Here is a 20,354-nt window from a genome sequence, read left to right as displayed (position 1 = left end):
ATGGACCTATTCGCCCTACTTGATATCAACAATACTCTAGTCAATATCCCAATAGGGGATGGCTACGCAATGAGCTGGATTGAAGCATTCGGCACCGTGTTTGGTTTGTTGTGTATTTGGTTTGCAAGCCAAGAAAAAACCATTAACTACCTGTTCGGATTGCTGAATGTCACCTTATTCGCGGTTATCTTTTTCCAAATTCAGTTATACGGACTGTTACTTCTACAACTCTTTTTCTTTTGCGCCAACATTTACGGTTGGTACGCATGGACACGTCCTAATGAGCAAGGTGAAACGCTAGAAGTTCGTTGGTTGAGCCAAAATAAACTAGTAGCAACGGCCGTAGCGTGTGCGATTTCTATTGCTTTGTTAACTATGTACATCGACCCATTCTTCTTTGCGCTAGCAAACATCGCGGTAGATAGCCTGAATCTATTTGGTGCGGATTTAGCGGAGCCAGTGCTTGAACCGGATGCGTTCCCATTCTGGGATGCAACGATGACCATTCTATCTATTGTTGCTCAAGTTCTTATGACACGTAAGTATGTTGAAAACTGGATACTGTGGATTGTGATTAACATTATTAGTGTTGGTATTTATGCAACGCAGGGCGTTTACGCAATGTCTGTTCAATACGCAATCTTAATGTTTATTGCGGCAAATGGTACTCGTGAGTGGGCGCGAACTGCAAAACGAAACAGTGATAAATCACTCACTCAAGCAACGGCTTCTTAGGAGTGAAGATGGCAAAGCAACCTCATATCGGCGTTGATGAAACGCAAATTGCTTCGTTGGTCATTGTTTGTGGTGAGCCTGATAGAGCGAATCGTATCGCGAGCTTACTTGAAGAGGCAGAGTTGGTTTCTGAGAACCGAGAGTATCGAATCTTCACGGGTGTCTATCAAGGGAAAGCGATATCGGTTTGTAGCACTGGCATTGGCGCACCTTCAATGATCATTGCGGTAGAAGAGCTTAAGTTTTGTGGTGTGACTCATATTGTCCGAGTAGGGTCTGCAGGCGCAATGCAGTCACATATCGGGCTTGGTGAGCTAATTATTGCAGAGGGCGCGGTTCGTGATGAGGGGGGGTCTGCGGCTTACGTTAAACCGTCGTATCCCGCTTATGCAAGCTTCTCTCTGCTTAAAGAGCTAGACAAGTTCTTGCAGCAGCAAATAACACCTTACTATTTGGGCACGGTACGCTCACACGACAGTTTTTATACCGATGATGAACAGGCGCTTTGTCAGTACTGGAATGGCAAAGGCATTTTAGGTGCAGACATGGAAACATCCGCGCTGTTTACCGTTGGACGCTTGAGAGGGCTTAATGTAGCTTCTATCTTGAACAATGTTGTCTTGTATGAACAAGATGTAAAAGAGGGCGTTGGGCAATATGTCGATGAGGCAGAGGCAATGATGCAAGGAGAGCGGCTAGCATCTTTAGCGGCACTGGAAGCATTAATTGCACAATAAGGTTCTGGCGAAAAACAACAATAAAAGCGATGGGAGACCGTCGCTTTTTTATTGTGTTCTCTCCTGTGGTTTAAGTGGTTACAATCGTTTGAATATAAACAGCAGTAATGTAATGAGAGAGTAAGTATGAAGATTGCACCATACTCAAGCGGACGCTTTAAAAACTACTTAGAACAAAAAAGCTCTGAATTTAGAGATCTCATCTACCAACACCAAGTTAACTCTCGTTACTTCAATCAAAATGATGAAATCCTACGTCAAGGTGAGCAGCTTCAGTATCTTTATGTCGTGCCCGCAGGAAGAGTCTCTATGAGTATTTCCGCGGCTAATGGGCGACGCTTTCAATTGGGCGAAGTGAATTGTGATTACCATATCTTCGGTGAGATGGAGTTTTTCACGCAGACCCCTTGTCAGTGGAACGTAGTGGCTGATGAACACATGCAAGTTGATGTTATTTGCATTCAGAGATTAGCAGAAGCACTACATGAAAATCCGGAGATGATGTTCTTCTTTGCCTCTGCATTAGCGGAAGATTATCAAGACTCTATGGGTATTTATACTAACCGTCTTTTACACTCAATTACCTACAATATTGCCTATGATTTATTGGTTCAAAGCGAGACTAACACTGTGTTAGGCGGTTTCGATAAAGTGAATCAAGAAGCAGAACGATTTGGTACATCGAGCAGAGTGTATCGAAGAGCGGTTAAAGACCTACTAGACAAGGGGTTCATCAGAAAAGGAGATCAAGGGTTAGAAATTGTCGATCAGCGAGCACTGCAAGCTTTTATTGACTCCTACGAATAATAAAAGAGCTTGGCACTTACTTAAATGCCAAGCTCGGTTTTTCAATGTTTACTATTAACTACTCGCATCTATATATGAGCGACTTTCTCTCAGCAACTAGCAACTAGCAACTAGCCCGTAAGTGTCCGCGCACCATTACCGGCGACTAAGTATTAATCCTTAAGCTCTTGCATACATGAGCGTTCTATAACCACCGATTAAGTTGCGTGCTTTAAAGCCGTTGTTGACGAGTTGGCGATAAGCCACGTTACCACGTAACCCGACTTGGCAGTAGATTACAATCTCTTTGTCTGCTGGGAGCTCACTCATTCGATCACGCAGTTGGTCGACAGGAATGTTGATTGCGCCTTCAATAAAGCCACCATTTTCTAGTTCGCCAGGGTTACGAACATCGAGTAGGAGTTGGTTGTCGCTTAATGTTGCAATCTCATCGAAATGAATAGGTGTCGCGTCACCTTTAATAATATTGTTGGCAACAAATGCGGCTTGGTTAATCACGTCCTTGGCACTCCCGTAAGGTGGTGCATAGGTTAATTCAAGGTGTTGAAGCTGATCAACGGTCATACCTGCACGTTGAGCTACTGCCATAACATCAATGCGTTTATCAACGCCATCTTTACCGACGGCTTGCGCACCTAGTATTTTCCCTGTCTTAGGGGCGAATAACATCTTGAATGAGACAATCTCAGCGCCAGGATAGTAGCTAGCGTGGCTTGCGGTATGCACATAGACTTTTTCATAGTCGACGCCTTCACGCTTCAACTGTTTTTCGTTTTTCCCTGTTGAGGCAACGGCTAGGTCAAAAATCTTACAGATAGCTGTGCCCTGTGTACCTTGATAGATTTCATTGCGTCCGAGCATGTTGTCGGCAGCCATACGACCTTGACGGTTAGCAGGGCCAGCAAGCGGAACTAGAGTTTGTGCACCTGTGACAAAGTCTTTTTCTTCGACCACATCCCCCACAGCGTAGATGCTAGGATCGCTAGTCTGCATCATTTCATTGGTGTAGATACCACCTAGTTCGCCAATTTGAAGTCCTGCTTCTTTTGCTAACTTAGTCTCAGGACGCACACCGATAGCCATGATTAAGATATCAGTAGTTAATGACTCGCCATTATTAAGTGTTAATTCTAATTCACCCTCTATGTGTTGGTGCTTCTCGCTCTCGCCTGAATCAAAACTGGCGATGTGTTCGTTAGGTATATATTTCACAGACTCAAGCGCGACGCCGAGTTTTAGGTCGATGCCTTTGTCACGAATCTCCGCATGGGCAAAGCCGGCCATTTCCCGGTCTACAGGCGTCATTACTTGGTCAGCCATCTCAATCAACGAAGTCTTGATCCCAAGCTGATGAAACGCTTCCATCATTTCCAAGCCGATAAAGCCACCGCCAACAACTGTCGCGTGCTCAGGTTTATTCATTTGGATTGTTTCGATGATGCGGTCCATATCTGGAATATTGCGTAGTGAATGGGTGAGGGGGTTATCGATTCCTGAGATGGGAGGAACGACGGCACCGGCTCCAGGGCTGAGTAATAAGAAGTCGTAACTCTCGCTGTAGTGATTACCATCAACAAGATTTTTGACTGTAACGGTTTTATTGGTGCGATCAATAGAGGTAACTTCGTTCATTACTCGTGCGTCAACGTTGAAGCGAGCTAAGAAGCTTTCAGGTGTTTGTAACAGAAGCTTGCTTCTATCTTCGATATCGCCACCTATGTGGTATGGCAATCCACAGTTGGCAAAAGAGACGAATGGTCCTCGTTCAAACATTATGATTTCGGCTTCTTCACTAAGACGACGAGCGCGTGCAGCAGCTGAAGCACCTCCAGCTACGCCACCGATGATTACAATTTTAGTCATACGTTTACCTATTACTGTCTCTAAGTTTAACTATACAAATTGCCGAGCATAGAGCTTGTATCTTCTTAATGATCAGTACTGGCTGGTCGCCGGCGATTGAGTAGTTTCGAAATACCTAGATACTATAAAGATGTAAATTAGCATTGTCTAATATTAATTTGAAGCTATCACCTCGGGATTGAGCGTTTGGTCCAAGGGTTGTGATTAGACTAAAGCACGCTAGTAAAGGTAATACGCGTTAGCGAGTCGAGTAAAGGTTAGCCAAATTAACTGTCATGAGCATAATGAATAGGATCATGGATGTGCTGACTGATTACGTTCTTTAGATCTAGTTCATATTGGTCTAACCAAGCGTAACGCTCGCGATACAACTTGCGCTTTTGGCGTTTTAGAGCCTCAAGATCTTTTCTGTTGGGGTTGGTTGGTAGACGATAAAAATAGTCATTATGCACCTGTCCATCGTGCTCCTCCCACAAACTATCGTACTTAAGGCTGATGTCTTTGTTTTTCTTGCCGTAGCGTAATGAGTTCGACACATGACCAGACTCTTTTACCGCATAGATATTGTTGATACCTAAGTTAATGGCTAACAGTCTTAGTGTTTCTACCATGAAGGATTTAGGTCTTAAACCGTAGAAAGCTTTTGTGAATGTGCGGCTAAATCCATTGTCATTGGCCCCACCTTGAATACCACCGATGTAGATGCTGTTGTCGAAAACAGTGAACGAGATGCAATACATTTTTTCGAGTAGAGAATTGGTCAATGAAATTGTCAGTTCACCTTCTTTTCTCGCGTTTCTTTCAAAGCTGAGATTAACCAGATAAACGTTGTCATCTATCTCTAGTTTTAAAAGATTGAGTCTTTCATTATAGATTTGGTGTCTAGCTTCTGTTGCGAAGGTTTCTTCAAACCAGTCGTAGTGCTTGGATAAGATTTCTATCTTTTCTTTATTGCTAAAGCCAGTGCATAAGTAGGGAGTGACAAATTTAGAAAGGAAGTTGGGTTGCTTGATAAATAACAACTTTCTCTCTTCAGAGTTGAAATTATCACTCATTTTTCGAGTGGCTGAATAATAAAACAGGGCTCGAATAGTAAACTTAAGTATCGCTTTGTACTTACCCTTATTTTTATGGGTATTTGCTTCAATCCCCATGCGAACGACATTCATAATCACCTCAAAGAAGAAGGATTGCTCGAACACAGTCGTGTCACGAACCCTTCCAATAATCTCACCAATAACAAGAAAATGATGATAGTGAAAAAGGCGATTTGGGTAAGTATGGATATGTATAGCTATGTAACTTAATCAGTTACTTAGAGCTCAGATTTTGGGCAGATGTGTTTGTGTTTGAGTAGATAGAAGGCGTAGGTCGCGATTGGTATTTACTTTAGGAATCTGTTTCTAAACCAAAAATGCCACTACAAATCTGCAGTGGCATTAGAACGATAACAAACTATCACTTTGCTCAAACCTAAACTTTAGTTCTTATATAAACTATAGCTCTAACAGTTTGGCCAATTCACGCTGTTCGAGAAGCTCTTCAATGCGTTGACGAGTCTTAGGTGTTTCGGCTTGCGCTTTAGTCGACTTACCTGCTTTTTTGCTTCGGCTCGTTTTCGCTTTTTCCTTAGTCGTCATCGTAACCTTCCTTGTATTTTTTGTATTACAGGTTGCACGTCTCTTTCAGTGCTTTGCCTGCTTTAAATGCTGGCGTTTTTGACGCTGCAATTTGAATCTCTTCTCCGGTACGCGGGTTGCGACCAGTTCGAGCGGCACGAGAGTTAACTTTAAAGCTACCAAATCCAAGGATCGATACGTCATCACCGTTAGCAAGCGAAGTAGAGATACCTTCAACAAGCGCATTGAGCGCCGTGCCTGCTTGGTCTTTTGAGATGTCTGCAGAAGTCGCGATGTGTTCAACTAATTGAGATTTGTTCATAATCTATATTCCTTATTGAGTACGGCTGGCGTCTACCTTTAGCACCTAGCTTATGCGATCTTATCAACGGCAACTGAAATATTGTCAGTGGTTGGGTAGAGCTTTGTAAAGTAACCAACAGAATTGACTATAAAAGCATCTGTCGGCTCAATCAATGGAATTCATTGATTATTATGGATTTAAAGCGAGTTAGTTGAGTTCACGACGGATAAGTGGCGGTGAATGTCTTGGTTGATTGAGAGTATCAATCAAACGTGCGCCGATTGAGTTCATGAATTTAGATAGCAAAAACTATAAAGCCCAGCGACAGGGCTGGGCTTTATAGCGTTTAAAAAAATCTAGTATTTGAAGCGGTTCTGTATTTAAAGCTAACGTAACGAGAACTACTTAGTAATAAAGATTTGTTCTGTTTCTAGCGAAGTCATAGCGCGAACTTGGCGCCAAATGTAATAGAAAATACCTAACATCATCAGCATGCTAGGGATAGCTATGGCTGGGTAGCTGTATAGCGTGAGTTTGCCCAACTCTTCATTAAAGGCTGCAGTGCCGGCAGGGCTTGTCACAATCCAAGTCGCTAGGAAATAGTTCATCGCAGAAGAGAAAGCGAAGGTACTTGCGAATAGGTAGTTCGATGTCATTAGACAACGATCAAACTTTGCTTGGTTACCGAACTGCTTTAGGCGCTCTTCAATAAGAGAGATATTTAACAGGGCCGGTGTGAAGATAACTTTCTGGATAAACGGGTAGCGGGTGAAGGTTGAGCCAAGAACCGCCAAACCAATTAGACCGGGGATTAATGCCTCTTTTAGTGCTAACCAACGAGTGTCTAGCTCAAAGAAACCAATACCGCCGGTTAATAGCACGCTGACAAAGCCAAGCGCTGCGATAAAGTTGAACTTCTTATTACGGATTAACTCCATGCCACCGTAAGCAATAGGGAAGGCAAGGGCGACAAGCAGTGCTAAGCCTGTTCCAAGGTGCTCTTCTCCACTGAACTTCATTAAGATGAATGAAGGGAGGAAGACGTTAAACACGACTTCAAAAAGAGGACTCGATTTTTTGTTTTCTGTGCTACTCATAATTTCTAAATACATTAGGTTATGGATTTATTCTCAGGGATTGTTGTTTACCTCGCCCAAGATGTAAAGCCCTAAGGTGTCATGCTGTGTAACGACATGTGACATCAACGATATCTCAGAGCTTAACTAATGCTCAATTTTACGCTTTGTGAAAGGTGTCTATCGACCTGTTTAGGGGAATCGAACGGAGGAGTCGGTTAAGTCGATTCAAACCTTAGCCTGAAGCAGGCGAGTTTCTCGTATGGATCGGTATGTTACTCACATTCACCATTCTTAAACGATTGATGAATGTGAAATGAGGTGGTCCAAAAGGAGAGATATAAACCATTACTGGTCAAAAAGTAGATTGAAGCTTAAGGGAATTTTGTCGGCAATCGCTAATCCCCCCACGGTTGCTGAAAGTTTGTTTAAATTCTCTGTCGATATCCCGAAATCAGCGCCATTGACGATGATTGTCGAGGCTGAGCTAACCATGACAAAACCTGAGGATGGAACCACGACAACTGGGAAGTCGATCGTTTTGGTTACGCCGTGTAAAGTAACTTCCGCTGCTACTGTTGTTCTTTTTGGATCACCAGATAGCATCTACGGTTCAACCTTCCCAGAGATCTTCACTTCAGGAAAAATCATCGATTCAAAGTAGAGTTCATTGAGTCTCTGGTCACGAATAGCGACTCCGGTGCTCACGCTTTTCAAGTCCAATACTATTGAAAACTGACCCTCTTCGGTAAGCCCTCCAGACATTGACTTGATGGATGCAGGCTCGACAACAAACTGCTTTTTAATGGTCGCGAATGTGATGTTCGATAACTTCGGATCTAATGTGTAGCCCGACTCCGCGAAAGATTGAGCGGAGATAACGGCGCATAAGAGGCCGAATGTAGAGATTAGTTTTTTCATAAGTTGTCACCAGATTGATGAATTCACAGGTTAACGTTGTTGAGTCGTACGTTTTTAAAATGACTTTTTGGAAAGAGTAATTGATAGAAGCTTAGTTCAGCATTCGAAAAATTACCGCAGGCAAAGAAGGGCGTTGCAGTATTACTGTAATCATGATCGACGAAGTGATTTGTTTATTTCTAGTTATGTTATAACATAACTAGAAATCACTCTTGCCAAGAATAATTATTTTGTTGGTAAAAGGGAAGCGATGAGCATGTATCAAGGAGACGACGTAATGAATGCCGTGTTAACCAAGCCGTTGGCAACCAATAGCAACCAGCCACTCAACATTAGTTCAGCTGTGAGTATTCAGGATCCGGCGAATCACAAGCCAAGCTTTAGTGCTTCTGAGCAGCCAACGGTATTAGCGGATATCTACCAAAGCGATATTAATATAGCGGTATGGCAGCGACAGTTTGATGAAGGCTTAAGGACGGCAATCAGTGAATTTATCGCATTGAATCCAAACTTTAGTAAGTCTGTTAGCGTGTCACCTGAAAATGCTCTCGATAAATTGGAATTTGCCACCGATGGAACCGCTTCTAAAGCGTTATTAGAAAACATGGCAGAGCTGGTGGATATGTTCTGTTGTTTGTTCGATCTTGAAGAAGTCGGGTTGCGTTTAGCGGTTTTGAACAAAGCGATGTGCCCACGTTTCCATTTTGATCAAGTGCCTTGCCGCTTGGTGACAACTTATCATGGTGTTGCGACTCAATGGTTGCCAAACGACTTAGTCGACCGTTCTAAGCTTGGTCGTGGAAGTAACGGACAGCCTGATTCTGTTTCAGGCCTGTACAACGACGAATCTGACATCCAGAAAATGACCAGTGGTGATGTTGCGTTATTAAAAGGAGAGCGTTGGAGTGGCAATGAGAATAGAGGTCTTGTTCACCGTTCACCAGTCACTTCATCTGACGAGACACGATTGCTGTTAACGTTGGACTTTGGTTGATCAACTTTTGACTATTTAGTCCGCAACCTGTTTCTATTCAGACGTTCAACTCATTTAAATAACTTCCTAATGAGCTAACGGTATAGGGCGATCTATGCCGTTGTTACTCCCAAATAAAGACACCCATCAGCCGACCTCAATTAGTGTATGAATTCAAAACTTAGAGTTCACCATTCTCTAAATCAATGGATATGATGCGTGCACTTACTCACATATATCAATATTTCAGTTCCTCATCGGTTTCTTAATTTATTTTAAAGCGTAAAATATATCCCGCTTGCAAACCGCTTTGGCAACCAACTTGTTCGCCACGGTTCTTTACTTCCAAATTATAGGTTTCCTATGTTCAAGAAACTCTCGCTTAAAAATAAACTGGCGATTTCAGCCAGTATGGCCATTATCCTGGGGGGAATTTTGGTCGAGGCATTGTCTTTTCGTGCTTCACTGCAAAGGTTGGATATTGAAGTTGAACAGCGCTTAGAGGGCGCATCGACTTCGTACAATCAATATGTATCGGATTGGATCTTATCCAAAGAGCGTGCGCTTACTTCTCTTTCGAAAGAATCCAAACAAGAAAGCTTGGTGACTCATCTAAAACAGGTTCGTGACTCAGCCTCTTTTGATAATGTCTTCTTGGCATTTCCTGATGGGTCGCAAAAGAACGCGAACGGAGTAGTACTGCCACCGGGCAATGATGATCCCCGTTTATGGGGTTGGTACACCAATGCGGTTGCGAACCCAAGTAAGGTATTCATGGATAATCCAACGGTTGCAGCTGCAACTGGGGCGAATGTTGTGTCGCTGGGTACTGCCATGCAATTACATGGTCAACAAGTTGTGTTGGGTGCTGATGTAGAAATTACCGACATTCTTAATAGCCTAGAGCAAGTGATTCTTCCTGGTGAAGGTTACATGTTCATCGCGACCAATAAGGGCACGGTTTATACGCACCCTGACACCAAGTTACTGAACAAAAACATCAGCTCACTTGGGTTAGATTTTGCGGATGTACAAAAGGCGCTGACTAGCGGTAAAGACACTTCTATCGAGTTGAACGGCAGCGACTATGTTCTGTACGCACGTGCGATTGATGGAACGAGCCTGATTACTGTGAGCGTTGTTAACCATGACTCATTGGTTGCGCCACTATTTGATGCAGTGATTGGTCAAGTGTTGGTGACGCTACTTGTGGTGATCGTATGTACCATACTGTTTAACCTGCTGTGTACGATTCTCTTCCGTCCGTTGAACCACGTATCTCAAGCACTGGCGCAAATCGCGAATGGTAGTGGTGATTTAACTCAACGCATTCATGTTGAAAACCAAGATGAAGTGGGTGAGTTGGCTCATAACTTCAATACCTTTGTTGGAAGTTTACAGCAGTTGATTGGCCATATCCGTGGTCAGTCAGAGCAGCTAAACAGTCAGTCAGAGCAAAGTGCTCAGCGTGCGAACCGTTCGGTGGATGAGCTTAATCATCAGCAGCAAGAAATCACTATGGTCGCGACGGCCGTAACTGAAATGGCGAGCGCCACGCAAGAGATCGCATCGCATGCCGAGCAAACAGCAAAAGCGGCGCAAGATTCAGCGACAAGCACTAACAGCGGTCACGCTCTGGTTGTGGATACCAAAGGTTCAATCAATAACCTAGCCAATGAAGTGAACGAAGCAGGTAGTGTGATTAGCGAGCTAAACAAGCATGCTCAAGAGATCTCGACTGTACTCGCAACGATTCAAGGCATTGCAGAGCAAACCAACTTACTTGCTTTGAATGCTGCGATTGAAGCGGCTCGTGCTGGCGAACAAGGTCGTGGCTTTGCTGTGGTAGCGGATGAAGTACGTGTGCTTTCGCAGCGCACTCACTCTTCAACAGAAGAGATCAAATCAACGATTGATATCCTACAGCGCACGACAGCTCAAGCGGTTGAGCTGATGGAAAGCAGTTCTAAACTGGCGATACATTCAGTAGAAGATGCCGACAGAGCTTCGCATGCGCTTGAAGAGATCAACACGGCGGTGGCTTTGATCAGCGATATGGCGACTCAAATCGCGACCGCAGCTGAAGAGCAAACACACGTGACGGGTGAAATTACCCAAAACATTACGACCATTAAAGATGTTACTGACCACTTGGTTGTGGGGGCACAGGACAGCTTAACTGAGTCAAACGAACTTAAAAGCCAAGCCGCGGGTTTAAGCGACAAAGTGGCCACTTTTAAGCTTGCTTAACTGTTTCACTCGCTGATGCCTGATCAGTGAGTGCGCGGTAAGCAATAAGTCAAAGTGACGTAGATTACGTCGCTTTTTTTGTATTTGTGAGTAATCGAACTCTTAATTAATCAGTTTTTGAAAACTCTTTCAGCGCACTCATTGCAGCTTCTGCTTTGTCTTTTTGAACGAAAATGTGGTCGTGATAGTAGCCTGCAACAACGTTAGCGCTAATGCCGTATGAGCCAAGCTTTGTCGCAAACGCTGCCGTCAATCCAACCGCTTCAAGGCTCGAATGTACCGATAAAGTGATCAGGCTAAACACAGCGTCGAAGTTTAGCTGAGCTTTGGTCGCAACGTCTTCTTCCAGAACCAGTGTTAAACCTTCTTTTTCACGAAAAGTCGAGATTGGATTGAGCTGAACATAGTCTGCTAGCGCTCCGTCGACAGTGCAAAAAACATAGTTACCGTCGATTAATTCTGGTGACATGGATTTCAGTAGGAGGTCTAGATCGGTAATGGCAGTCATAGTCAGTTTCCCTGCGTTAATAAGCTAATCGATGATGTATGCAGTCACGATAGAAGCAACTGACAGTTAAGTAAAATTAATGATTTTAATTCTGCATCAGTTTTACTAATAGCAAGTTTTCCTCTTTATTGACGGCATCGTACTTCTACCAGCTTGTCGACTGTTCCATCTCACTTGATAGGTGATCGATAAAGGCTCTTAACAGTGGAGTGACTTGCTTACGCGTTCCATAAATCGTATGTACACCCAGCGTTTTAGGTTTCCATTCGGAGAGCAGAGGAACCAACAATCCGTCTTGAATTAAGCCTTCGACCGAAGGAAAGGGTAGTAAGCAGATCCCGTTGCCTTTGAGTGTGGCAGAAAGCAGAACCTCTGAAGTGTTTGCACTGATGTTCCCTTTAATTGGGACTGATTCCAGCCCATTGGGGCCATTGAACGTCCAAGCGGTTTTGCCAAAGTAACTGAACGATAAACAGTTGTGGTGCGCTAGATCTTGGGCTTCTGTGGGTGTGCCGTTCTCTTTTAGATATTGAGGCGATGCGCAAATCACGGAGCGGCATTCACCGATCTGCTTCGCGACAATATTGGGTGTCAGTTCGTTGGTTATGCGAATGGCTAAATCGATGCGTGACTCAACAAGATTGACCGTTTGATCGGTAGAAACTATGTCAATCGAGACCTCTGGCCATTTATCGATGAAGCGACCGATCACGTCCATCAAGAAGCTATCGACAATCGAGTAGCTCGCGGTAATACGCAGCTGACCTTTTAAATGCTCTCGGTTTTGGTTTCTGATTCCAGTTAGGGATGCTTCCAGAGCCAAAAGTTCTCTGGCGACCTCAAGTGTTTCTTTACCTGCGCTGGTTAAACTTAAGCTTCGTGTTGTTCTGTGAAGCAAGCGTGTGTCCATCCATGTTTCTAACTCACCCAAATAACGAGTGACCTTTGTTCGTGAGAGATCAAGGTGCTCTGCAGCTGCGCTCAAACTACCACGCTCCACTATGGTGACAAAGACATTCATTGCCTCGAGTTTATCCATTGTTTTATTGCCTAGAGAATTGAACCGACCTCAGTATATGTCCGAAAACTGCAACAGTTAAAGTCAATTTGATGTCTATTTCATCTAAAAACAATCAAATAAGATATTTGGACATTCAGCGAGTTGGCAGGTGTTCAACTCCAAATACCGGAATAAAGCCATGAATACATTATCGAAAAACCTGTTATCAAAAAGCATGCTTTTAGGAACCATAAGCCTAGGAACGGTGCTGGCATCAAGTGTTGCTTTAGCTGCGGATCTGAATATCACTCACTATAACCCCGGCGAGAACGCGATATTCCCCGCAAGCTCGGTATTGGTTTCGGGTGAGAAAGAAGTGATTCTGTTTGATGCGCAATTTAGTGTCGCAGACGGGCAAAAGTTGGTGGAGCAAATCAAAGCCACAGGCAAAAAATTATCGATGGTTTACATCAGCAGCGGCGACCCAGATTACTACTTTGGTTTGGAACCGATAGTTTCGGCATTTCCTAACGTTAAGGTCGTTGCCAGTGAAGCTGTTGTCGCACATATCAAACGCACCAAAGATGCAAAGCTTGAATACTGGGGGCCTAAATTAGCAGGCAATGCGCCCTCTAAGGTGATTGTTCCAACCGTGATGAACGGCTCAACATTAAGCATCGAAGGTGAAACCATCGAAGTGAAAGAGATAAATACACACCAAGCTTACCTTTGGGTTCCGTCTGAAAAGACTGTATTTGGTGGCGTGTCGGTGTATAGCGGTGTGCATGTATGGATGGCAGATGCCGCATCGAAAGAGATTCGTAGCCAGTGGTCACAATCGTTGGATCGTATGAAAGCACTTGAGCCAGAGGTTGTAATTCCGGGTCACTATTTAGGTGAAATGCCAACTGGGATAAATGCAGTTCAGTTCACGCAGGATTATGTGGCTGATATTGAAAAAGCATTGGTGAGCAAAAGTAATTCAACATCGGTCGAGATCAGTGATTATATGAAGAAAGCCTACTCGAAATTTGAGGCTACGGAAGGTGATTTAGAACTTGGCGCGAAAGTGCTGAGTGGCGAGATGGTTTGGCACTAGAGTTGATTATCTCGGTTGTGTCGCAGAACAGTCTGAAGATTGTATGCTAGATTTATTAGTGATACACAACTGGAGATATCGATGATCTGGCTTTCAGTGAAAGTACTACAGATTGGACTTGTCTATGGATACAGGAAGTATCAAAAAACGAAAAGAGCTCCAGCTTAGGGGCTCTTTTTTTGTTTCGGAGAGACGATTTTCTATTTCAAGTGGGAAAGAAAATCTGCATTTATCCGGTTTACTGTTAGTAGCCAGATCCGTCCCGCAACTCAATATCATCAATAAGCGAAAGTATGTTGAAAATAGAACCCATTACTCCTCACATCGGAGCTCGCATCCACGAATTAGACATTTCTACATGCAGTGCTGATGAACTCGATAAGGTGTATCAGGCGCTTCTAACCCATCAAGTGATCTTTCTCGACGGGCAGACTTTGTCTCCAGAACAACACTTGATGATTGCAGAACGCTTTGGAACGTTAGAACCTGCACATCCTTTCTTCCCTCGCGTGGAAAGTGCGCCTCAGGTGAGTGTGATTGAAACAACCCTAGGCAATGCGCCAATGGAAAGTTATTGGCATACCGACTTAACGTGGCGCAGCTTGCCGTCGAAAGCTTCCCTGTTGCATGCTCAACACATTCCAAGCGTCGGTGGTGACACGATCTGGTGTTCTATGACGGCGGTTTTTGAATCTCTAAATGAAGATATGAAAGCTAAGTTGAGAGGCTTATCGGCGACTCATTCGCTGGTGGCCTTTGAAGGTATAGAGTCAGAAGACATTGAGCTTGATTGGCACAAATCCTTGCTTAAAACAGCACAGGATAATCCGCCAGTGGTTCACCCGGTTGTTCAAGTTCATCCTGAAACGGGTAAGGAAACGCTGTATATCAATGAGCAGTTTACTCGCTATATCAACGAACTGCCTCGTCAAGAGAGTGATGTTTTACTCAGCCAACTGTTTGAAATTGCGAGACGCCCTGAGTTTCAAGTTCGTTTCAAATGGGACAACGGCTCAATGGCGATCTGGGATAACAGGGTAACGCAACATTACGCAGTGATAGATTACGGTGATACTCCAAGAAAAATGCATCGAGTAACAGTGACATAACAGTAAGTAAGAGGGGTAATTGGTGCAGGCGCTAGCGGACAAGTCTCAGGAACTCAGGTTTAGTGTCTGAATTAAACTATAAAACTGAGACTTTATTCATCTAAGCTTAATAATAAAAACGAATCCGTTGGTTATTTGATTGAAACCTCACTGCTCGGAGGTGATGTGTAATATAATCGGTGCCAAAATATAAGTATAAAAACTAAATCATAGAATTAATAAACGTCAGGGCTTAGAGAACAAAGTATTTCGTATGAACGCGATTCGTAAAGTTTACCAGTACGCAGAACCGAATCTAACCCTCGTGGGTTGGATGGGCTTTGTCGGTTTTCCAATTTACTACATTGTGTGGGAGTTTTTGTTTCCGCAACCCTACGAAAACTTGGCACTCCGCCTGTTTTGCTCGGTATTGTTCTTTGGCATTATATTTCGCAATCGCGTCCCATTTGAATGGCGAAAATACCTTCCGGCTTATTATCAAGTTGCTGTAACTATCTGTTTGCCCGGTTTCTTCTTCTACATGCTGTTAATGAATAATTGGTCCAACGTTTGGGTTATGTCATTCATGTCGGCTATTTTCCTCCATATTTTATTAGTGCACGTGACGAGAGTGATGTTTGCACAAACCTTTGCAGGTATTGGGATTGCTACCTTGTGCGCTTGGATTGCACAAGGCTTCTACCTCGAACTCACAATGGATTGGACGCATGTGCCAATCTTTTTGTTTATCTACTTATTCGGCAACTTGTTCTACTTCCGCAATCAGGTGGAACATGAAAACAAGGTGTCATTGGCGAAGTCTTTTGGTGCAGGTATCGCCCATGAGATGCGAAACCCTCTAAGCGGTTTACTTACCTCTATTGATGTCATGCAGTCCATATTGCCGAACCCTAAAAGTGGCGATCAAAAAGGGCAATATGCGTTAAGCAATGAGGAAGTGATTCAGCTACGTGAAGTGGGCGATGAAGCGATGGAGATCATTCATTCCGGAAACGAAACGATAGATCTGTTACTGACTTCAATTGATGAAAACCGAGTCTCTCGATCTACGTTTAAGAAGCATTCAGCGCAAGCGGTGGTTGAGGATGCGATAGACAGTTTCAATTACAAGCGCTCTGCTGATAAGTCAGCAATCTCCTTGGATGTGCAGAGTAACTTTGAGTTCTTGGGTAGCGACACCTTGTTGAAATACGTCATGTATAATCTGTTCAAGAATGCGTTCCATCATCGTAGCCCTGAAGATTTTCATATTCATGTCACCATGTTCAGTGATGAAGTGACGAACCAGATAATGGTGACGGATAACGGCTCTGGTATTTCGAGCGATATCATTCGTCGTATTTTCCAAGACTTTTACACCACAGGCCAGTCGGGTAATTACGGTTTAGGTTTGCCATTTTGTCAGAAGGTCATGCGCTCGTTTGGTGGTGAGATTAAATGCCAGTCTGAAGTGGATCAATGGACACAGTTCACGATGATTTTCCCATCTTTGACTTCCAATTCGGTAGAGGAAATCAAGAGCGAACTGACTAAACTCAAGACGGTGCTGATGATCAGTGATCAGACAGTGCTTTCCAGGAAAATGACTGAAACCTCTCGCTTTATGGGTTTTGACCTAGAGATTTTGGATGTGGCGTCAGCGCTACAGAATAAGGAATATCAGTTTGAGTTCGACTTGATTTTCGTTGATATGGAGAGCTTGGATTTAAGAGCCAATTGCCTCGATAAGATTGAATCGTTACTTTCGTTTACTGAGGCGCGAATCATTTACTTGTATGAACGTCATCCTATCAAGCGTGTGCGTAACATCTCTTTCGAGCCTATTTGGGTGGAAACGCAAGTTTGGCTACTGAATACCAAAGCGACCATTGATCGTTTACTGTTTGACTCCAACTATGTGATGCCATCGATTGCTGTAAAACCGCTAGAGGCCACCACTAAACGTACGATCATGGTGGTCGATGACAACGAGTCTCTACGCCGATTTACGGCAATGTTATTGGAAAAACAGGGCTTTGATGTTGTGCAGAAAGAAGACGGCCAACAAGCCTTAGATGCGCTTGATACTGACGATATCGACTTGATCTTAATGGATATTGAAATGCCAATCATGGACGGTGTTGAAGCTTCTCGCTGTATTCGAAGTGCCGACAAAGAATACTCTTCGGTGCCGATTATTGCTCACACGGGTGACAGTTCTCCCGTTACCTTGGAAAAGATGGAATCGTCAGGTATGTCGGACTTTATTGTTAAACCTGCCGACAAAAACCGACTATTCGATAAAATTGCTCACTGGATTTAGCGGATGTAATCGTCTGAAGTTCACGGCCATTGGGTAGACATAGATACAAGAAAGAGCTCAGCGAATGGCTGGGCTCTTTTTGTATCGCGACATGATAGCGTCCATTCAGTCCTGCCGTTGGTGTTGGTTATAAATATGGTTTGAACAAGGTTACACGAACTCTAATTCGGGGTGATGGTACGCTTCGTGACAAACCGTGAGCACATGGTCAATGTCTCTTGGTGTCATGTCGGCATTCACTGAAAAACGGATGATGTTTTTGTTCTTGCCAGTCGCAGGGCGGCAGAATACTGCACCGAACACATCACGTTGTTCTAGGAAGTCGCGCACTCGCTCGGTGTTTGTTTCACTACCACACTCTAGTGCCACTATTTGAGACTCGCTGCGGATGTTAAAGCCAATCCGTTTGAGGCCAGTAGTAAGCGATTTAGCGCTTTTGAATAAGGCTTCTCGTTTGTCTTCTGAACCTTTTATTACCTCTAATGTTTTCTCTAAACGAACCACCTCTTGTGGTAACACGGTCGAGCTGAAAATAGCTGGATACGCGACAAAAGGTAAGGTTTCTGAAAGCTGCTTTGGCCCAAGGATAGCACCTGCACGATAGGCAAAGGTTTTAGCCAAGCTAACGGTAATAAAGTCGACTTGGTTAGTGAGGCCCAATGCGTGAACTAAGCCAGCACCATTTTCTCCATGCGTACCCAGTGAATGCGATTCATCAACGACAACGGCACAATCAAACTCTTGCGCCATTTCGTAGATGTCGCGTAGTGGGGCGATGGTGCCGATTGTGCTGTAAATCGAATCGACCACAATAACGCCTGAGCCGTGGCGCTCTAGCTGTTTGCGCAGGTGATTCATATTGTTATGCATAAATGGATGGGCTATTGCACCAGCCGCGCGAATACCTTCCCACAGCGACATGTGTGCAAAAAAGTCGATATACACAGGCGTAGCTGGCGGACAGATAGTTTGAAGTAACCCAATGTTGGCCGCCCAGCCAGATTGAGAAAGCAAACAACTTTCCATACCCACATAGCTTGCGAGTTCGGTTTCAAACGCTGGTTTAGACTCTTCATCTTGTAGGAAAATGGCCGACATCACCACGTTGTCATCGTTTTCACTGATCGCCGCTTGGTGAGCTTGTTGGATCTGCTTGTTGTGCGACAGGGCTAGGTAATCATTGCTCTGCATGACAACGGCGTTGCACGGTGGACGTTTACCCAACACCAAGTGTTTCTGACTTTGGTTCTGGGTAATCAGGTCTTGAATATAGAAGTTCAAGCGTTCTTCAATAAAGGAAGGTAATGGTTTTTTTTTGGTTTTATCACTCATAATAGTTCTCTTCAAATACAGGATAACGCCAGCGCTGACGGTTGTATATTGACGATTAAAAGTGAGGTGTCATTGGCCAAGTTGCATAATTTTGTGCGTGCTTGCAAACTCAGTATTTAAGGGTTTTGAGGCGAGTGAATTTCCTTACGGTTCGGGGCTTTAACCTAGTTTAGATGGGAATAATAGCCTTCTTTTTTATGATAAAAGGCTATTAAAATTCGGTGCTCGAATGGCTATGAAAAGGTCGATTATGAAAAGCTACGGTGTGCTAGCTTTGTTTATTAACTAGCACGTATTACCTATGAATTAGCACGTATTACCTATGAATGTGAATCAGTTCTATTAAGTCGTCTAATTGCTGCTTGGCTTTCCCCTCTAACGAGTAACCAATATTGATGCGTAAGCAATTGCTGTAAAGGTCGAGAGTGCTGAACAGGTGTCCAAGTCTGATATCAATGTTCTGGTCGGCAACTGCCTGAGCAAAGGTTGATTGGTTCAAGTTGGGTATTTGTAACCAAAGCACCATGCCACCTTGTGGGTTACTTATCTTCACATCTTGAGGAAGATGCTGAGCCAAATAGCTTAGATATTGCTGGCGTAATGAAAGGATTTGAGCACACCTTCTTCGAATGTGTTTAGCGTATTGGCCTGATTCGATAAAGTCAGCAACCGCAAGCTGAGTGGGCAGGGCAACGCCATAACTCGCAGCAGAAAACTGAGCCTTGTACTCGTCTATGTACCTACCCGGTAAGCACCATCCTAATCGGTAGCTCGGTGAGAGGCTTTTCGATACCGATCCACACCATAATACATAGCCGCCTTTGTCGGAGTATTTTGCTGGCAGCGGCGTGTGTGAGGAGTAGGACAGTTCCAGATACACATCATCTTCAATGATCGGCACTCGATAGTGATTCGCTAATTCAGCAAGCTTTTGCTTTTGACTAGCCGACATGTTGATCCCTTGAGGGTTCATATGAGAGGTACAAAAGATCGCGGCATCCACTCGTTTATTCTTCAAATGCGCTTCCAGTTGTTGCAAGTCGACACCATCATCTAGAGACGGGATCTCGATGATTTGTCGCGACATTTGTCCGAGCAATTCCAGAATACCGTTGAAACAAGGCGAGCTAATCGCAATGGTGTCGCCTTCTTTGGTACACGATTCAAGTGCAGCTTTAATCGCCGACATACATCCAGTGGTGATCACCATCTCTTCAGGTGAAAAGTGCACATCGAGCTTGGCAAAGTGAGTGGATAATGCCTGTCGCAAGATCGGCTCACCTTGTGTATCTGGGTAATGGTTGAGCCTACTTCCCATCCGTTTGATAGTGCGACGAAAACTTCGTTCCAATTCTACGATCGACTGCTCATCATTGGTGGTACTCGAAACCCCTAACGGCCCGTTGATTGAGTTGTGGGTCGAAGAGGTTTGCTTAACACTCGATATCTTACTTTCAAACTGTGCCCACTCAGGCGTTGAGTGAGACGGCTTGTGAGGCGAGACAAAATACCCTGCTTGCGGTCGAGAATGTATCCAGCCTTGTGATTCCAGTTCTTGGTAACAGCTCACCACGGTCGACATGCTGATGGCTTGTTGCTTGGCCAATTGACGTAGCGAAGGCATGCGTCCGCCTTCCGGTCTTTTGCCTGTTTCTATCTCATCGATAAACTGATTGGCTAGCTTTCTGTAGATACTCATTGTCACGACCGTTATTAACT

The 20,354-nt window shown here is 44.1% G+C and carries 17 protein-coding genes and 1 pseudogene; 8 read left to right on the top strand and 10 right to left on the bottom strand.

Annotated elements, in window-relative coordinates; genetic code table 11:
* The 3 genes from pnuC (at nucleotide 1) to A142_RS23890 (ending at nucleotide 2,279) form a co-directional block, all read left to right on the top strand.
* A complete protein-coding gene (gene pnuC / locus A142_RS23900; protein ID WP_017069647.1) occupies nucleotides 1-735 on the top strand; it encodes a nicotinamide riboside transporter PnuC in 735 nt (244 codons plus the stop codon).
* A gap of 8 nt (nucleotides 736-743) precedes the next feature.
* The gene (locus A142_RS23895; protein ID WP_019826044.1) at nucleotides 744-1,472 is read left to right on the top strand and encodes a nucleoside phosphorylase; all 729 of its coding nucleotides are present in this window, start codon (nucleotides 744-746) and stop codon (nucleotides 1,470-1,472) included.
* Between the two features lie 126 nt (nucleotides 1,473-1,598).
* Nucleotides 1,599-2,279, top strand: coding sequence for a Crp/Fnr family transcriptional regulator (locus A142_RS23890; protein ID WP_019826041.1), 681 nt, complete (start codon nucleotides 1,599-1,601; stop codon nucleotides 2,277-2,279).
* A gap of 159 nt (nucleotides 2,280-2,438) precedes the next feature.
* Here the strand turns inward: A142_RS23890 and A142_RS23885 are convergent, their stop codons facing one another.
* From A142_RS23885 to A142_RS24900, 6 genes and pseudogenes are all read right to left on the bottom strand, one after another.
* Complete coding sequence (locus tag A142_RS23885) at nucleotides 2,439-4,142, bottom strand: FAD-dependent oxidoreductase (RefSeq protein WP_019826039.1); 1,704 nt, start codon at nucleotides 4,140-4,142, stop codon at nucleotides 2,439-2,441.
* 266 nt (nucleotides 4,143-4,408) lie between these two features.
* Nucleotides 4,409-5,311: a VirK/YbjX family protein gene (locus A142_RS23880; RefSeq protein WP_019826037.1), complete on the bottom strand. Its 903-nt coding sequence runs from the start codon at nucleotides 5,309-5,311 to the stop codon at nucleotides 4,409-4,411.
* Nucleotides 5,312-5,638: 327 nt separating this feature from the next.
* Nucleotides 5,639-5,782 carry a hypothetical protein gene (locus A142_RS25265; RefSeq protein WP_019826034.1) on the bottom strand — a complete coding sequence of 48 codons (144 nt, stop codon included), beginning with the start codon at nucleotides 5,780-5,782 and terminating at the stop codon, nucleotides 5,639-5,641.
* 25 nt (nucleotides 5,783-5,807) lie between these two features.
* A complete protein-coding gene (locus tag A142_RS23875) occupies nucleotides 5,808-6,083 on the bottom strand; it encodes an HU family DNA-binding protein (RefSeq protein ID WP_017059113.1) in 276 nt (91 codons plus the stop codon).
* Nucleotides 6,084-6,466: 383 nt separating this feature from the next.
* Nucleotides 6,467-7,162 carry a VC0807 family protein gene (locus A142_RS23870; protein WP_019826031.1) on the bottom strand — a complete coding sequence of 232 codons (696 nt, stop codon included), beginning with the start codon at nucleotides 7,160-7,162 and terminating at the stop codon, nucleotides 6,467-6,469.
* A gap of 327 nt (nucleotides 7,163-7,489) precedes the next feature.
* A pseudogene (locus tag A142_RS24900) lies at nucleotides 7,490-8,062 on the bottom strand (YceI family protein).
* 277 nt (nucleotides 8,063-8,339) lie between these two features.
* On the opposite strand from A142_RS24900, the gene A142_RS23860 reads away from it, so the two are divergent.
* Together A142_RS23860 and A142_RS23855 are read left to right on the top strand one after the other, a co-directional pair.
* Nucleotides 8,340-9,056, top strand: a complete 717-nt coding sequence (locus tag A142_RS23860) for a DUF1826 domain-containing protein (RefSeq protein WP_029405698.1) — start codon at nucleotides 8,340-8,342, stop codon at nucleotides 9,054-9,056.
* Between the two features lie 342 nt (nucleotides 9,057-9,398).
* Nucleotides 9,399-11,285: a methyl-accepting chemotaxis protein gene (locus A142_RS23855; RefSeq protein WP_019826023.1), complete on the top strand. Its 1,887-nt coding sequence runs from the start codon at nucleotides 9,399-9,401 to the stop codon at nucleotides 11,283-11,285.
* A gap of 106 nt (nucleotides 11,286-11,391) precedes the next feature.
* Here the strand turns inward: A142_RS23855 and A142_RS23850 are convergent, their stop codons facing one another.
* Complete coding sequence (locus A142_RS23850) at nucleotides 11,392-11,793, bottom strand: ACT domain-containing protein (protein WP_019826021.1); 402 nt, start codon at nucleotides 11,791-11,793, stop codon at nucleotides 11,392-11,394.
* Between the two features lie 145 nt (nucleotides 11,794-11,938).
* Complete coding sequence (locus A142_RS23845) at nucleotides 11,939-12,832, bottom strand: LysR family transcriptional regulator (protein WP_019826018.1); 894 nt, start codon at nucleotides 12,830-12,832, stop codon at nucleotides 11,939-11,941.
* Nucleotides 12,833-12,992: 160 nt separating this feature from the next.
* On the opposite strand from A142_RS23845, the gene A142_RS23840 reads away from it, so the two are divergent.
* The 3 genes from A142_RS23840 to A142_RS23830 all read left to right on the top strand — a co-directional run bounded on the left by A142_RS23840 (nucleotide 12,993) and on the right by A142_RS23830 (nucleotide 17,303).
* Complete coding sequence (locus tag A142_RS23840; protein WP_019826017.1) at nucleotides 12,993-13,892, top strand: Vmh family MBL fold metallo-hydrolase; 900 nt, start codon at nucleotides 12,993-12,995, stop codon at nucleotides 13,890-13,892.
* 293 nt (nucleotides 13,893-14,185) lie between these two features.
* A complete protein-coding gene (locus A142_RS23835) occupies nucleotides 14,186-15,001 on the top strand; it encodes a TauD/TfdA dioxygenase family protein (RefSeq protein WP_019826015.1) in 816 nt (271 codons plus the stop codon).
* Nucleotides 15,002-15,254: 253 nt separating this feature from the next.
* Nucleotides 15,255-17,303, top strand: a complete 2,049-nt coding sequence (locus A142_RS23830) for an ATP-binding response regulator (RefSeq protein WP_019826013.1) — start codon at nucleotides 15,255-15,257, stop codon at nucleotides 17,301-17,303.
* Between the two features lie 150 nt (nucleotides 17,304-17,453).
* Here A142_RS23830 and cqsA read toward each other — a convergent pair whose 3' ends face one another.
* Nucleotides 17,454-18,635: an alpha-hydroxyketone-type quorum-sensing autoinducer synthase gene (cqsA, locus tag A142_RS23825; RefSeq protein WP_019826010.1), complete on the bottom strand. Its 1,182-nt coding sequence runs from the start codon at nucleotides 18,633-18,635 to the stop codon at nucleotides 17,454-17,456.
* A gap of 316 nt (nucleotides 18,636-18,951) precedes the next feature.
* Entirely contained in the window at nucleotides 18,952-20,334 is a 1,383-nt protein-coding gene (locus tag A142_RS23820; RefSeq protein ID WP_019826009.1) for a PLP-dependent aminotransferase family protein, read from the bottom strand.
* Between the last annotated feature and the right edge of the window lie 20 nt (nucleotides 20,335-20,354).

Source organism: Vibrio splendidus 12E03 (genome assembly GCF_000272105.2).
Lineage (GTDB): Bacteria > Pseudomonadota > Gammaproteobacteria > Enterobacterales > Vibrionaceae > Vibrio > Vibrio splendidus_I.
This window is presented reverse-complemented; position numbering and strand designations above follow the sequence as displayed.

Coding starts and splice junctions, on each gene's coding strand:
- pnuC (WP_017069647.1), top strand. CDS start 1: ATGGACCTATTCGCCCTACTTGATATCAACAATACTCTAGTCAATATC.
- A142_RS23895 (WP_019826044.1), top strand. CDS start 744: ATGGCAAAGCAACCTCATATCGGCGTTGATGAAACGCAAATTGCTTCG.
- A142_RS23890 (WP_019826041.1), top strand. CDS start 1,599: ATGAAGATTGCACCATACTCAAGCGGACGCTTTAAAAACTACTTAGAA.
- A142_RS23885 (WP_019826039.1), bottom strand. CDS start 4,142: ATGACTAAAATTGTAATCATCGGTGGCGTAGCTGGAGGTGCTTCAGCT.
- A142_RS23880 (WP_019826037.1), bottom strand. CDS start 5,311: ATGAATGTCGTTCGCATGGGGATTGAAGCAAATACCCATAAAAATAAG.
- A142_RS25265 (WP_019826034.1), bottom strand. CDS start 5,782: ATGACGACTAAGGAAAAAGCGAAAACGAGCCGAAGCAAAAAAGCAGGT.
- A142_RS23875 (WP_017059113.1), bottom strand. CDS start 6,083: ATGAACAAATCTCAATTAGTTGAACACATCGCGACTTCTGCAGACATC.
- A142_RS23870 (WP_019826031.1), bottom strand. CDS start 7,162: ATGAGTAGCACAGAAAACAAAAAATCGAGTCCTCTTTTTGAAGTCGTG.
- A142_RS23860 (WP_029405698.1), top strand. CDS start 8,340: ATGAATGCCGTGTTAACCAAGCCGTTGGCAACCAATAGCAACCAGCCA.
- A142_RS23855 (WP_019826023.1), top strand. CDS start 9,399: ATGTTCAAGAAACTCTCGCTTAAAAATAAACTGGCGATTTCAGCCAGT.
- A142_RS23850 (WP_019826021.1), bottom strand. CDS start 11,793: ATGACTGCCATTACCGATCTAGACCTCCTACTGAAATCCATGTCACCA.
- A142_RS23845 (WP_019826018.1), bottom strand. CDS start 12,832: ATGGATAAACTCGAGGCAATGAATGTCTTTGTCACCATAGTGGAGCGT.
- A142_RS23840 (WP_019826017.1), top strand. CDS start 12,993: ATGAATACATTATCGAAAAACCTGTTATCAAAAAGCATGCTTTTAGGA.
- A142_RS23835 (WP_019826015.1), top strand. CDS start 14,186: ATGTTGAAAATAGAACCCATTACTCCTCACATCGGAGCTCGCATCCAC.
- A142_RS23830 (WP_019826013.1), top strand. CDS start 15,255: ATGAACGCGATTCGTAAAGTTTACCAGTACGCAGAACCGAATCTAACC.
- cqsA (WP_019826010.1), bottom strand. CDS start 18,635: ATGAGTGATAAAACCAAAAAAAAACCATTACCTTCCTTTATTGAAGAA.
- A142_RS23820 (WP_019826009.1), bottom strand. CDS start 20,334: ATGAGTATCTACAGAAAGCTAGCCAATCAGTTTATCGATGAGATAGAA.